12 protein-coding genes and 1 tRNA gene are annotated in these 13837 nt (G+C 62.8%); 4 read left to right on the plus strand and 9 right to left on the minus strand.

The annotated features are described in order from the left end of the window. From glyS to miaB, 7 genes are all read right to left on the minus strand, one after another. Positions 1-1443 (minus strand): glycine--tRNA ligase subunit beta (gene glyS / locus GPA21_RS14755; RefSeq protein ID WP_168988895.1); only part of this gene is annotated, 1443 nt, incomplete at its 3' end. Then, positions 1440-2363 (minus strand): glycine--tRNA ligase subunit alpha, encoded by a 924-nt coding sequence (glyQ, locus tag GPA21_RS14760; RefSeq protein WP_168988896.1) that lies wholly within the window; start codon positions 2361-2363, stop codon positions 1440-1442. The genes glyS and glyQ, both read right to left, overlap by 4 nt. 488 nt (positions 2364-2851) lie before the next feature. After that, complete coding sequence (gene lnt / locus GPA21_RS14765) at positions 2852-4330, minus strand: apolipoprotein N-acyltransferase (protein ID WP_168988897.1); 1479 nt, start codon at positions 4328-4330, stop codon at positions 2852-2854. Further along, positions 4330-5178, minus strand: a complete 849-nt coding sequence (locus GPA21_RS14770; RefSeq protein ID WP_168988898.1) for a CorC family transporter — start codon at positions 5176-5178, stop codon at positions 4330-4332. Before GPA21_RS14770 ends, lnt begins: the two co-directional genes overlap by 1 nt. A gap of 65 nt (positions 5179-5243) precedes the next feature. Further along, positions 5244-5741: an rRNA maturation RNase YbeY gene (gene ybeY / locus GPA21_RS14775; RefSeq protein ID WP_168988899.1), complete on the minus strand. Its 498-nt coding sequence runs from the start codon at positions 5739-5741 to the stop codon at positions 5244-5246. Next, a complete protein-coding gene (locus GPA21_RS14780) occupies positions 5738-6715 on the minus strand; it encodes a PhoH family protein (RefSeq protein ID WP_168988900.1) in 978 nt (325 codons plus the stop codon). The genes ybeY and GPA21_RS14780 overlap by 4 nt, the downstream gene beginning before the upstream one ends. After that, a complete protein-coding gene (gene miaB / locus GPA21_RS14785) occupies positions 6716-8053 on the minus strand; it encodes a tRNA (N6-isopentenyl adenosine(37)-C2)-methylthiotransferase MiaB (protein WP_168988901.1) in 1338 nt (445 codons plus the stop codon). 58 nt (positions 8054-8111) lie between these two features. On the opposite strand from miaB, the gene GPA21_RS14790 reads away from it, so the two are divergent. Then, positions 8112-8188 (plus strand) — tRNA-Met (locus tag GPA21_RS14790). Positions 8189-8265: 77 nt separating this feature from the next. Here the strand turns inward: GPA21_RS14790 and GPA21_RS14795 are convergent. Then, positions 8266-9624, minus strand: a complete 1359-nt coding sequence (locus GPA21_RS14795; protein ID WP_211163618.1) for a Fic family protein — start codon at positions 9622-9624, stop codon at positions 8266-8268. 317 nt (positions 9625-9941) lie between these two features. On the opposite strand from GPA21_RS14795, the gene GPA21_RS14800 reads away from it, so the two are divergent. The 3 genes from GPA21_RS14800 (at position 9942) to GPA21_RS14810 (ending at position 13288) form a co-directional block, all read left to right on the plus strand. Further along, positions 9942-11363, plus strand: coding sequence for a glutamate-cysteine ligase family protein (locus GPA21_RS14800; RefSeq protein ID WP_168988903.1), 1422 nt, complete (start codon positions 9942-9944; stop codon positions 11361-11363). Positions 11364-11367: 4 nt separating this feature from the next. After that, entirely contained in the window at positions 11368-12390 is a 1023-nt protein-coding gene (locus tag GPA21_RS14805; protein WP_211163619.1) for a M14 family metallopeptidase, read from the plus strand. A 109-nt stretch (positions 12391-12499) separates the two neighbouring features. After that, on the plus strand, positions 12500-13288 hold the full coding sequence (locus GPA21_RS14810) for an ion transporter (RefSeq protein ID WP_168988904.1): 789 nt from the start codon (positions 12500-12502) through the stop codon (positions 13286-13288). An 81-nt stretch (positions 13289-13369) separates the two neighbouring features. Here the strand turns inward: GPA21_RS14810 and GPA21_RS14815 are convergent. Beyond that, positions 13370-13837: cell division protein FtsX (locus GPA21_RS14815; protein ID WP_339379775.1), on the minus strand; the 468-nt coding region annotated here is incomplete at its 5' end.

Raw genomic sequence — 13837 nt, forward strand, 5'->3', positions numbered from 1 at the left:
ATCCTTGTCGCCAGTCGGCAGCTGCCCGATACCGAAGAAGCCCACCAGCGCCTCGAGCTTGTCGGCCAGCGCCACCGCGCACGCGACGTTGCCCTGCGGCAGCCTGTCGCCGGCAAAACGCGGCAGGTAATGCGCCGCAATCGCATCCGCTACAACTTGTGGCTCACCATCGTGCTGCGCGTAATAGCGCCCCATGACACCTTGCAGCTCCGGGAACTCCCCCACCATCTCGGTCACCAGATCCGCCTTGGCGAGTCGAGCGGCACGGGCTGCACCCGGCTGATCGGCATTGAGCCGACCGGCAATCGTGCCCGCCAAACGTTCGAGGCGGGCAACCCGCTCGAGCTGACTACCGAGCCGGTTGTGATAGACGACGTTCGCCAGACGGGGCAGGCGGCTGTCCAGGCTGTTCTTGCGGTCCTGCTCATAAAAGAAGCGTGCGTCCGCAAGCCGCGGCCGCACCACACGCTGGTTGCCGGTGACGATGTGGCTCGGGTCGGCGACACGCATATTCGACACGATCAGGAACCGGTTCAGCAGCGTGCCCTCCTCGTCGAACAGCGGGAAATACTTCTGGTTGGCACGCATCGTGAGGATCAGACACTCCTGCGGCACCGCTAGGTATTCGGCCTCGAACTCGCCGACATACACAGTCGGGTGCTCGACCAGCGCGGCGACTTCATCGAGCAGATCAGCGTAATCACCGAGGCCGGCGCCCAGGCGCGAGGCTTCGGCCAGCAGCTGTTTCTCGATCTCGGCTCGCCGCTCATCGAAGCTCGGCACCACCTTGCCCTCGGCGAGCAGCGTCGGCTCATAGGCCTCGGCGGTCGCCAGTTCGATCTCCCCGCGACTCATGAAACGGTGGCCCATCGTCAACCGGCCGGCCTCAAGGCCGAGCACGCTACCGGGAACCACACGCGGACCATGCAGCATGACCAGCTTGTGAACCGGCCGCACGAATGCGACATCGCTACTCCCCCAGCGCATGAGCTTGGGAATCGGCAACGCTTTCACCGCGGCATTGACGATATCGGCGAGCACCTCGTCCAGACGCGCACCGTCCTCGGCGCGCGTATAGAACAACGCTTCGGCCTTGCCATCCATGTGGCGCTCGAAACGGGCAACCATCCCGGCGTCGATGCCACGGGCGGCGAGCTTTTTGAGCAACGCCGGGGTGGGCTGGCCATCGGCGTCGAGCGCGACCTGAACCGGCATGATCTTTTCGCATACTTCACGCGAAGCGGCCTGATCGAGCACCGCATCCACGGTGACCGCCAGGCGACGAGGCGCGGCAAAGCCTCGCACCTGGCCGTTCGCATCGGCCAGCCCGCGCTCGCGAAGCCCGGCGACGATGGTGTCAGCAAACACCTTGCCCAAACGCGGCAGAGCCTTGGGCGGGAGTTCTTCGGTCAGCAGTTCGACCAGCAGGGTTGCCTTGTTCATTGCACCACCTCCCCGTTCTGCTGACCACGGAGCAGAGGAAAGCCCAGCGCCTCCCGCGATTCGTAGTAGGCCTGCGCCACCGCCCGTGAAAGTGTCCGGATACGGCCGATGTAGGCGGCCCGCTCAGTCACCGAGATCGCGCCACGCGCATCGAGCAGGTTGAAGGTATGACCCGCCTTGAGCACCATCTCATAGGCGGGCAGCGCCACGCCGGCCTCGGTCAGGCGTTTGGCCTCTGCCTCGCAGTTACGGAAGTAATCAAAAAGAAAATCCACGTTTGCCAGTTCGAAGTTGTAGCGCGACTGCTCGACCTCGTTCTGGTGATACACGTCGCCATAGGTGACCTCGGTCCCGTCCGGGTAGGTGGCCCACAGGAGGTCATAGACGTTCTCGACACCCTGCAGATACATCGCCAGACGTTCGATGCCGTAGGTGATCTCGCCGAGCACCGGCCGGCAGTCGAGGCCGCCGACCTGCTGGAAATAGGTGAACTGAGTCACCTCCATGCCGTCCAGCCAGACTTCCCAGCCCAGCCCCCAGGCGCCGAGCGTGGGGTTCTCCCAGTCATCCTCGACGAAACGGATGTCGTGCACCATCGGGTCGATGCCGAGCGCACGCAGCGAGTCGAGGTACAACTCCTGGATGTTCGCCGGCGACGGCTTGAGCGCGACCTGATACTGGTAGTAATGCTGCAGACGGTTGGGGTTCTCCCCATAACGACCGTCCTTGGGCCGGCGCGAGGGCTGGACATAGGCGGCATTCCAGGGCTCTGGGCCAATGGCGCGGAGGCAGGTGGCGACATGCGAGGTGCCGGCTCCGACTTCGAGGTCGATGGGCTGCAACAACAGGCAGCCCTGATCGCCCCAGAACTTCTGGAGCGTCTGGATGATGTGCTGGAAAGACGGTCTGGGTTTGGACATGTTCCGTTGTGCGGCGCGAAAGCAAAACCGCGATTTTACTGGCTTTCGGTGCCGGGCGCTTGGATGGGATGATTCCAGCACGCCTTGCCGGAGCAAGCAACGGGGCAGCGGGTTGGTGGCGGGCACGTCCTGTGTGGCGACTTTGCCTGAGCGCATGCCGCTGTTGCCGAGCGTAGCGGCCGCGATTCCCGATGTCTGAGCGCGCAGCGCGAGTTTGGGAATCGCAGCGAAGAGAGGCTTACAGCGGCAGCGCGAATGGCATCGGAGCCAAACAGGACCTGCCCGACGCCAGCCCGCGGGTTCATGCCGCAGGCCTGCGCTCGGGCCAAGTCGCCTCACAGGCCTGCCATGCCGCCGCCCCGCTACGCCTTGCCATTTCGCACGCTGAAGCCCTTCGGGAAACACTGAGTGAATCCAGTCGCCCTTCGACAAGCTCAGGGCGAACGGTGCGGAATAGATCAGCGCCTCCCTAGCCGCTGCCGCAGAGCTCAGCCTTTACGACGCGAGCCCAGCCCCGGCCCTATCACCAACGCGAAAGCCAGCCCCAGCGCGAGCAGATCCCCTGCCCTCGCATAAGGTGTCAGGCCCCGGTATCCCCGCACCTCGACCTCCAGCGCACCTCGCTCGAACTGAGGCAATACCCCGGTCACCGAACCGTCGGGCATCACCAGCGCAGTCATGCCGGTGTTGGTTGAGCGCAGCATTGGCCGGCCGGTTTCCAGCGCACGCGTGCGCGCGATCTGAAGGTGTTGCGGCTGCGCGAGGGACTGCCCGTACCAGGCCAGGTTGGAGATGTTCAGCATCAGCGTAGCGTCCGGCAGACTGCGGATGATCTCGCGGCCGAACAAATCCTCGTAGCAGATGTTCAGGGCAATGCGCTGACCACCAATGGTCATCGGCGCCTGGCGGGCCGGGCCGGGCGTCTGGTCCGACATCGGTATGTCGGCAAGACGGTAGAACCAGCCGAACAGGGGCGGCGAAAACTCGCCGAACGGCACCAGATGATGCTTGGCGTAGAACTGCCGTCCGCTCTCGCCGAGGTTGATCGCCGCGTTGTAGATCCGGCCCTCGGTATCACGGGTGAACAGCCCCAGGATCAGATCACCCCCGCGGCGAAGCGCCTCTGCCTCGAGATAGGCAAGGAAACCCTGAGGCAGATGCTCCTCCAGGACTGGCAAGGTTGTCTCCGGCAACACCACCAGATCCGCACCGTCATGCCCGGCCGCAAGACCGGCGTTGATATCGAGCCATTGGCGCAGCAATGCGGGGTCCCACTTGAGATCCTGCTCGATATCCGTCTGCAGCAGCGCCACGCGGATCGGCGGGCCAGCGGGAGTCGTCCATTCGATACGGGTCAGCGCTGCGCCCGCGACCAGCAGCACAACCAGTGGCAAGGCAACCGGTAGCGCTGCCCGAGCCTGCCGCCACGGCGTCAGCACCAGCAAGGCGGCACACAGCGCCACCAGTCCGCCGACGCCGTAGACGCCGATCACCGGCAGGAAGCCCGAGAAGGGACTGGGTGGTGTTTGCGAATAACCGATCGCGAGCCAGGGGAAGCCGGTGAACAACCAACCGCGCAGCATCTCGGTGGCCATCCACAAACCGGCGAAGAGCGCAGCCTGCAGCGAAGGCCGAACCGCACGCAAGCGCACGAACAGCGCCGAGGCCAGCGCCGGGAACAGCGCCAGATAAGCGCAGAACAGGGTGATCGCAAGCGCAGCCACCGGTAGCGGCACGCCACCGTAGCGGTTAAGTGCGATGTAAAGCCACGACACCCCGGCAAGAAACGCGCCCAGCCCCCATGCCAAGCCGAGACCAAAACCGGCACGCCAGCCAGGCGCAGTGCGAAGGAGCGCAAAGAGTAGCGCCAACGAAGCAAACGCGAGCGGGAACAACTCGAATGGCGCGAACGCGAACACCGACGCGGCGCCGGCAAGCAGCGCCGCAACCAGCAATTGCCAGCGCATCAGCTGGCCTCGGGTGCCGGAGGGCCGCCGGGGACGCGCTCCACGAGCAGGGTATGCACCCGGCGACTGTCGGCGCGCATGACCTGGATCTTGAGGCCATCGAGACGGATCACCTCGCCACGCTTGGGCAGTCTGCCGAGATGGCGGATGACGAGCCCGCCGATGGTGTCGAAGTCGTCCGCGTCGAAGTCGGTCTCGAAAGCCTCGTTGAAATCCTCGATCTCGGTCCGCGCCTTCACACGGTAGCGACCATTTTGATCGAGCTTGATGCTGTCGCCTACTTCGTCGAAATCGAACTCATCCTCGATGTCGCCGACGATTTGTTCCAGCACGTCTTCGATGGTGACCAGGCCAGCGACGCCGCCATACTCGTCGACCACGATCGCCATGTGGTTGCGGCTGACGCGGAACTCTCGCAGCATGACATTGAGTCGCTTGGATTCGGGGACGAACACCGCGGGACGCAACATGTCGCGCAGGTCGAACTCGCGCCCGGCGTAATAGCGCAGCAAATCCTTCGCAAGAAAGACGCCGATCACGTCGTCCTTGTTCTCACCGACTGCCGGAAAGCGAGAGTGGGCGGTATCGACGACGAACTCGGCGATTCGCTCGATCGGGTCATCAAGATGAATGACGTCCATCTGGGCACGCGGGATCATCACCTCGCTCACCTGCATGTCCGACATCTGCAAGGCGCCCTCAATGATCGAGAGCGCGTCGGTATCGATCAGGTTGCGATCGCAGGCGGCGCGAAGTCGCGCGAGAAGGTCTTCGCGATCTTCCGGTTCGCGCGAAAGAATGCCCGAAAGTCGCTCCAGTAATGACGGTTTGCCCGCGGAACTGTCCATTTCCCTTTCATGCTTGAAGAACGAGGATTTGGGACCGCTCGGTCACGCTCCCAAATCCTCGGTCTTCAGGCGCCGTCGTCCGCGTAGGGATCCGGGTAAGCAAGCGCTGCCATCACCTCACGCTCGACCGCTTCCATTTCCAGCGCCTCGGCGTCGTCCTCATGATCGAAACCCTGCAAATGCAGCATACCATGCACGATCAGATGGGCGAAATGCGCTTCCACCGCCTTGCGCTGCTCGGCGGCCTCGCGCACCACGACCGGCACGCACAGCACCAGATCCCCCTGCAGGACGTCACTCTCGGGCAGACCGGGCATGGCCTCTCCCTCGCCATAGACGAAGGTAAGCACGTTGGTTGCGTAGTCCTTGCCACGGTAGTCCCGGTTGAGGCTGCGCCCCTCGTCCTCACCAACCAGGCGGACCGCCACTTCGGCTTCGGCAACGCGCATCGCGGCACCCGCCCACTGGCGGATCTGCCTGGCGAGCGGCGCATGCACGGCATCCTCGCGCGACAGTGCGCGCTGCACGCGCAAGTACAGTCTGGCGCGCCTGCCGGCAGTCACGACGCTGCACCCTCCTGCGGGCTGCCTTTCGCACGCGCAGCCTCGCGCTGATCGTAGGCCTCGACGATACGCGCCACGAGCGGGTGCCGTACCACGTCCTCCCGGCCGAACTCGGTGAATGCGATGCCACGCACATCCGCCAGCACTTCGCGAGCCTCGAGCAGACCACTCTTCTGCCCTCGCGGCAGATCGATCTGGGTCACGTCGCCGGTCACCACCGCTTTGGTGCCGAAGCCGATCCGGGTCAGGAACATCTTCATCTGTTCCGGCGTGGTGTTCTGTGCCTCGTCGAGAATCACGAAGGCATGATTGAGGGTGCGACCGCGCATGAACGCCAGCGGTGCGATCTCGATACTGCCGCGCTCGAACAGTTTGGCAACCCTGTCAAACCCCATCAGGTCGTAAAGCGCATCGTAAAGCGGGCGTAGATAAGGATCGACCTTCTGCGCCAGATCGCCGGGCAGAAACCCCAGCCGCTCGCCGGCCTCGACCGCCGGGCGAGTGAGAATGATGCGCTCGACCAGCTCACGCTCGAAGGCATCCACCGCCGAAGCAACCGCGAGATAGGTTTTGCCGGTTCCGGCCGGACCGACCCCGAAGGTGATGTCGTGCGACTGGATCGCCGAAAGATACTGCACCTGCCTGGGCGTACGACCGTGGAGATCGGCCTTGCGGGTCATCAGCACCGGCGCATTGCCGATCCCGGATTGGCCCTTGGACACCTCGACCAGCCCGAGTTGGATGTCGTCCAGGCTGAGATGGTTGCCGGCGCGCTCGTAGAACTGGCGCAAAGCCTTGGCCGCCAACTGTGTCTGCATGGGCTGGCCGCTGAGGCGGAATCGTTCGCCCCTGCGCGAAATTGAGACGTCGAAGGCGGATTCGATCTGGCGCAGATTCTCGTCGAGCGCGCCACACAGGTTGGCCAGCCGCTCGTTGTCGACCGGCTCCAGCGTCAATTCGGTGGCTTTCGCCATTCAGGACTCCCTCGTGACGATCTCGCCACGCAGGCTGTGCGGCAGCGCCGCGGTGATGCGCACCTCGACCATTTCGCCGATCAGGCGCGGGTTGGCCGCGAAATTGACGACTCGGTTGTTCTCGGTGCGGCCGGCAAGCTCCTGCGGATTTTTCTTAGAGGGCCCGACCACGAGCACGCATTCGACACGCCCGACCATCGCTTCACTGATCGCCGCCGCCTGTTCCTCGACCCGCTTTTGCAGCCGTGCTAGCCAGCGCAGCTTGGAGTCCTGGGGCACCGGGTCTTCGAGATCGGCGGCCGGCGTACCGGGACGCGAGCTGTAGACGAAGCTGAACGAAGTGTCGAAGCCGACCTCGTCGATCAGCTTCATCGTCTTCTCGAAATCTTCCTCGGTCTCACCCGGGAAACCGACGATGAAGTCCGATGACAAGGACAGATCCGGACGCACCGCACGCAGCTTGCGCACCAGAGACTTGTATTCCAGCGCGGAGTAGCCGCGCTTCATCGCGGCCAGCACACGATCCGACCCGGACTGTACCGGCAGATGCAAATGACTCACCAACTTGGGAATGCGCGCGTAGGCATCGATGATGCGCTGGGTCATCTCGCGCGGATGCGAGGTCGTGTAGCGCAGGCGTTCGATACCCGGGATCTCTGCGACGCATTCGAGCAGAAAGGCGAAGTCGCCCTGCTCGCCGCCATCGCGGACGATCTCGCCCCGCCAGGCGTTGACGTTCTGCCCGAGCAGCGTGATCTCCTTGACCCCCTGGTCGGCAAGCCCGGCAATCTCGGTCAGGATGTCGTCCAGCGGACGGGAGACCTCCTCGCCACGGGTATAGGGGACCACGCAGAAGGTGCAGTACTTGGAGCACCCTTCCATAATCGACACGAAGGCACTCGCCCCCTCCACACGCGCCGGCGGCAGGTTGTCGAACTTTTCGATTTCGGGGAAGGAAATATCCACCTGCGAGCGCCCGGTATCGCGCCTTTGCGCGATCAGCTGCGGCAGACGATGCAATGTCTGCGGACCGAAGACCAGGTCGACATAGGGCGCGCGCTCGACGATGGCGTCGCCCTCCTGGCTCGCAACGCAGCCGCCGACGCCGATGATGAGATCCGGCTTGGCCTGCTTGAGATGCTTGACCCGTCCAAGGTCGTGAAACACCTTCTCCTGTGCCTTCTCGCGCACCGAACAGGTATTGAACAGGATGACGTCGGCCTCTTCGGGGTTGTCGGTTTTCTCCATCGGGCCGGTCGCACCGAGCACGTCCGCCATCTTGTCGGAGTCGTACTCGTTCATCTGGCAGCCGAAGGTGCGGATGTAGAGTTTCTTCATCGGATGCGTATCCTGCTTGACGCTCGGTTTCTATAAGCGATATATTAGCAGGCTTGTTGGTGATGTAGCTCAGACGGTTAGAGCGATGGATTCATAACCCATAGGTCGGCGGTTCGATTCCTCCCATCACCACCACAAAATTCAAGGGCTTGCAGCGGCAGGCCCTTTTCTTTTGGCGCACAGGGCAGCGGCCCTCGCGCCTTGACGCTGGCTCACCGTGATGCAGGTTCACTCTCCGAGGCACGCCTTGCCAGCGCCTCCAGCCGTCGTTCCAGGCGATCCGTCACGTGGAATACGAAGGCATTGCTCTGCTTGGATTTCTCCAGCAATCCCAGTTCTGCGAGATCAAGAAGGTCAGACCTGGAAGTCTGGTAAACCACGTTATGCACAGCTTGATGGCGAGCAACACGATACGTCTCCCCTGGATGCCTGAGTGCGTGTGTCAGCAGCGCGATCTGGCGATGGTTGAGCCGGCTCCTGAGCCAGCCGACTCCCAGTAAGCGCACGGCCTCGCGCTGCTCGACCCTCTTGCGCTCAAGGTAGTCGTGCAGTCCGGTGATTGCCCGCCGGATCACATCGAGCTGATGAAGCACGAAGTAGGTCGTGTCGTTATTGTCCGTCTCGGTGTACAGGTATGACTGAACATACTGACGCGGCGCCTGGCGCAGAAACTGCGAAATCGAAAGAAACTCCATCAGCCAGTAGCCGCTGCGCGCCATCGACCAATAGAACAATGCGCGCGCCGTGCGCCCGTTGCCATCGGCGAACGGGTGGTCGTAACCGATCATGAAGTGCAGCAGAATGGCCCGCAATACTGGATGAACGAAGGGTTGCGCCTCGGAGCCCTGATTGGCAAACGCACAGAGGCGCTCCAGACGCTCCGGCAGTGTCTTGTAGCTGGGTGGGTCGTGAAGAACCGTGCCATCCCGATTATGGACCACCTTCACATCGTCACCGCTGCGCAGCCGGCCGGCATCGCCCGATTCCTCGAGCGTGTCAAGCGTGATCATCCGGTGCAACTCGAGGACGCGCTCAGGCGTGATCGGCTCGTCCCGCAGGCTACGAATGTGATCCATCGCCCGGTAGTTGTTGAAGATCATTCGTTCACTGCGGTCGCGGGGTTTGCGTCCTTCCAGCAGCATCGCCTCAGCAACCTTGCGCGTAGTCGAAGCACCTTCGAGCTGGCTGGACGTAATCGACTCTTCGATCAGCGAGTGGAGCAGATACCGCTCCCGACTCTCATGAACTGGCGCGCCCTCAGGGCTACGAATCTGTCCGGCTGCATCGCGATCGATATGGTGAAGGTGCACCTGCACCGGCTCAGGCACGGCCAGCATGAACGGCGCACCCACCTTGTCCAGCAGAGGCAGTGCCTGCATGCCGCCGCTGCGGGCAAACCATACGCTCGCCCACCACAGTTCGGACGACAGGCCGTCGGGAGGGGTCCTGCGACGCAGCTCATCCCAATGCAAATACCTGCCGGTTGGCAGTGCCGTCGCATTGGCCAACACCTTCGACAGATCCTTGGGATCAGCGTTACGCACGAGATCCCGGACGCTCGGCGGAGACATGGGCAGCTTCACTCTACTAATTCCAAGCTTGATTAGTAGGACTTAGTATACCGACAATTCCACCACAAACCTCTACTAATTTTTCATTATTTTAGTAATCCTTAGTAGGCGACACCATTAGTGAGCACCCATCCCAACTAGGCATGTCAATTCATGGGCCTGGAATTCACCGCCTGTAGGTATGCGGTTCGTATCCGCCCTTCCCCATCATCGCCCACCGACCGAGAAATGACGTAACCTGTCTCGAATCAATCAGGCAATGAGCCACTCCTTGATCTTTTGGGGAATGCATCAGGCAACCTCGAAACGGAGGTGGGATGGGCCAGGAAATCGACCACGTCATCTTCACAGCAGCCGAGCGGACGGAATTCGCCCGAAGGCTTGCCGAAGAAACCGAAGCGCTTATCGAAGAATGCACCCTCAGTGGCACTGCGGACGACACCCGGCTCCTCGGTCTTGAACTTGAAACTTGCCTGGTCGATCGGGAAACACTGCGCCCGGCGATGTGCAACCAGGTCTTCCTGTCCCGTCTGGATTCACCACTTGCATCTGCGGAACTGGCCCGACACAACGCCGAGTTCAACTTCGCGCCGCTCCCTGTGGCAGACGCCATGCTCGGCCGCCTTCATGCAGCACTGCGCCACCAATACACCGAGGCACGACGAGTCGCGGCCGAGCTCGGCAGTGACATCGCGTTGTGCGGCATCCTGCCGACACTCGAGCCAGCGGCACTGACCCTGGCGAACATCTCCCCGCTGAATCGCTATCTCGCGCTGAACCGACAAGTGATGCAGGCTCACCGCGGCACCGCCTTCGGTCTCGAAATCAAGGGCCGAGACCACCTCGTCCAGCCACTTGACAGCGTGATGATGGAGGCTGCCACGACCTCCCTCCAGATCCACCTGCGGCTGCCGGCTCATGAAATGCGTACAGCCTACAACGCGGCCCAGCTCGTATCGGCCCCGCTCATGGCCTTGTGCGCAAATTCGCCCCTGCTGTTCGGCCACGACCTGTGGGCCGAGACCCGAATACCGCTTTTCGAGCAGTCCGTCGGACTGGGCGGTTTCGCCGCAGCGGCCCATGGTCCGGTGCGGCGGGTATCCTTCGGCTCGGGTTATGCCAAGCGCAGCATGCTCGAGTGCTTCGAGGAGAATCTCGCGCATTACCCCGTTCTGCTCCCTATACTCGACGACAGCGGCGCCCGCTACCCGCATCTGCGCCTGCATAACGGCACGATCTGGCGCTGGAATCGCCCGATAGTCGGATTCGACGAAGACGGCGGCGTCCATCTGCGGCTGGAGCATCGAACCTTGCCCTCCGGGCCAAGCCTGATCGACATGGTCGCCAACACCGCCCTGTTCGTCGGGTTGGTGCGTCACTACATGGATCAAGACGTCGAAGCACTCGAGTTCGCCAGAGTGAGAAGCAACTTTTACGAGGCCGCGCGCTATGGCCTGAACGCGCGCATCGACTGGCTCGACGGCCTGCGCCATCCGGTCTGCCGGCTGCTGAAGAGGACGCTTCTGCCCGCCGCCGCCAATGGGCTGGGTCGGCTCGGCATCGACCCGGACGACCGGGACCGCTACCTCGACGTGTTGGAGCGGCGCCTCGATAGCAGGCAGAATGGCGCCGTGTGGCAACGCCGCTTTGTCGCGCGCTATCCGGGCGATCTGGTCGCCCTCACCGCGGCGATGCTCGAACAACAGGTCAGCGACACACCGGTTCATCTGTGGGAGTGATCACTTGCCGCAACTGCATCAGACAGACACCTTGCCCGCTGGCTTCATGGGCAGCGCCGCCCGGGACCTGCATCGCATTCTCTCCGGCCCCACCCTAATACACCTGCCGGGCCGTCGGCCTGAGACGCTCTTCGTCAGCGTGCTCCTTCATGGCAACGAGATCACCGGACTGCTCGCAGTCCAGCGCCTGCTCGCGCGCTATCTGGATCGCCCGCTCCCGCGTGCAATGACCGTGTTCATCGGCAATATCGAGGCCGCCCGCGCCGGCATGCGACGGCTGGACGGTCAACCCGACTACAACCGCAGCTGGCCGGGCACCACTCTGCCGGCGAGTCCGGAAACCGAGCTCATGCAAACCGTCTGGCAAACGATGCGCGAGCGTCCGCTGTTTGCCAGCATCGATTTGCACAACAACACCGGCCTGAACCCGCACTACGGTTGTGTAAATGTCCTCGATGACGCATGTCTGCAACTGGCCGCGCTTTTCAGCCGTACCGCTGTGTTCTTCGAAACCCCGCGAGGCACGCAGAGCGCGGCCATGGCCCGGCTCTGCCCGGCGGTCACGCTTGAATGCGGAAAGCCGGGCGAACCCCACGGCGTGGAGCATGCCGCCGAATTCATCGATGCCTGCCTTCATCTTGCGGAGATCCCGCCTCACCGTGTGCGCGACAGCGATCTCCACTTGTTCCATACCGTGGCGCAGGTCCGCATTCCGGACTCGGTGAGTTTCGGTTTTGGTCGTAACGACGCTCAACTCGACCTGTTGCCAGACCTGGAGCGGATGAATTTTCGCGAAATGCCTGCCGGCACCATCTTCGGTTTCTACACCGGGGAATCCCGCCCGCGGCCTCTGGTTACCGGCGACGATGGCAGCGACATGACCGACGTATTCTTCAGCTTCGACAACGGCTGCCTGCGGCTCAAGCGCAGCGTCATGCCCTCGATGTTGACGCTGGACGAAACCGTAATCCGGCAGGACTGCCTGTGTTACCTCATGGAGCGCCTGGCGCTGCCGCACTCCGACTGAACACAGTGACAGCAGCACTCTTCGCCCGCGACGGCTAATCAGGCGGCGTGATCGGCCAGGTCCGCCAGACTGCTAGAATCGCGACCGTCTTCCTCGACTCGACACCATCATGAACGCTCTCCGGACTATCGTTGAATCGCAGCGGTTCCAGCGCTTCGTCATCACGGTCATCATCATCAACGCCATCACGCTCGGTCTCGAGACATCGCCGACGGCGGTGTCAGTCGCGGGCGGACTGTTGTCGGCCCTGGACCGGATTGCGCTGACCATCTTCGTCATCGAAATCCTGATGAAGCTCGTGGTCTATCGACATAACTTCTTTCGCGAGGGCTGGAACGTCTTTGACTTCGTGATCGTCGCCGTCACACTCGCCCCATTGGGCGAGGGCGTCGCGGTACTACGGGCACTCAGAATCCTGCGCGCGCTGCGCTTGATCTCGGTCGTGCCGTCGATGCGCAAGGTAGTCAATGCCCTGTTGCGCGCAATACCGGGCATGACCTCGGTGCTGACCCTGCTGTTGCTGGTGTTCTATATCGGCGCAGTGATGAGCACCAAGCTGTTCGCCGCCTCCTTCCCCGACTGGTTCGGCAGCATGGGCGCGTCGTTCTACACGCTGTTCCAGGTGATGACCCTCGAATCCTGGTCGATGGGCATCGTCCGCCCGGTGATGGACGTCTATCCGCTCGCCTGGCTGTTCTTCATCGTCTTCATCCTGCTGACGACTTTCGCGGTGCTCAACCTGTTCATCGCCATCGTCGTCGACGCGATGAACACCAGCGACCATCAGGAGCAGGAAGAAACCCGCTCTCTGGTGAGCACAGACCATGCGGAAGTGATGGCGGAGTTGCGCGCTCTGCGGGCCGAGATCAGTGAGTTACGAGCCCGCCAACGCGAGTAACCCTCGCCTGTCTTACAGCCTCGGGGGTACGGCTGCCGCCGCACCGGATGCGCTGCGGCGTCAGGAATTCAGGCAGGGACTTCAGCGCAAGCGCTCGGCCAGGTGGCGCCGAACCGAGATCGCGCTGCCCAACCAGCCAAGAAAGGCGGCAAAGCCGAGAATCGCCGCGGTGTCGCGCATCCCCGGGCCAGACAGGAAGAATACCGCGCCATAAGTCCGGGCGAGACTCTCGACGGGCGCCTCGAGGGCATGCACCATCAGCCACACGGTACCCAGTGCGACCAGTCCCCCGAGCAGGCCCTGCAGACTGCCGAACCAGTAGAACGGCCGGCGAATGAAAGGGTCTGTCGCCCCCAGGAGCCGGGAAACATCGATCTCCTGCCGCTGAGTCATGATCTGCAGGCGTATCGTATTGAAGGTCACAATCACCAGCGCGAAACCAAGCAGGCCCGCCAACAACAGCACTGCGTACTTGCCCAGCCCGATCAGCGCATGCAGTCGCTCGATCCAGGCGGAATCGAGTTGCACATGCTCGACACCGTCCCAGGC

The organism is Azoarcus taiwanensis, from assembly GCF_012910885.1.
GTDB classification, from domain to species: domain Bacteria; phylum Pseudomonadota; class Gammaproteobacteria; order Burkholderiales; family Rhodocyclaceae; genus Azoarcus_F; species Azoarcus_F taiwanensis.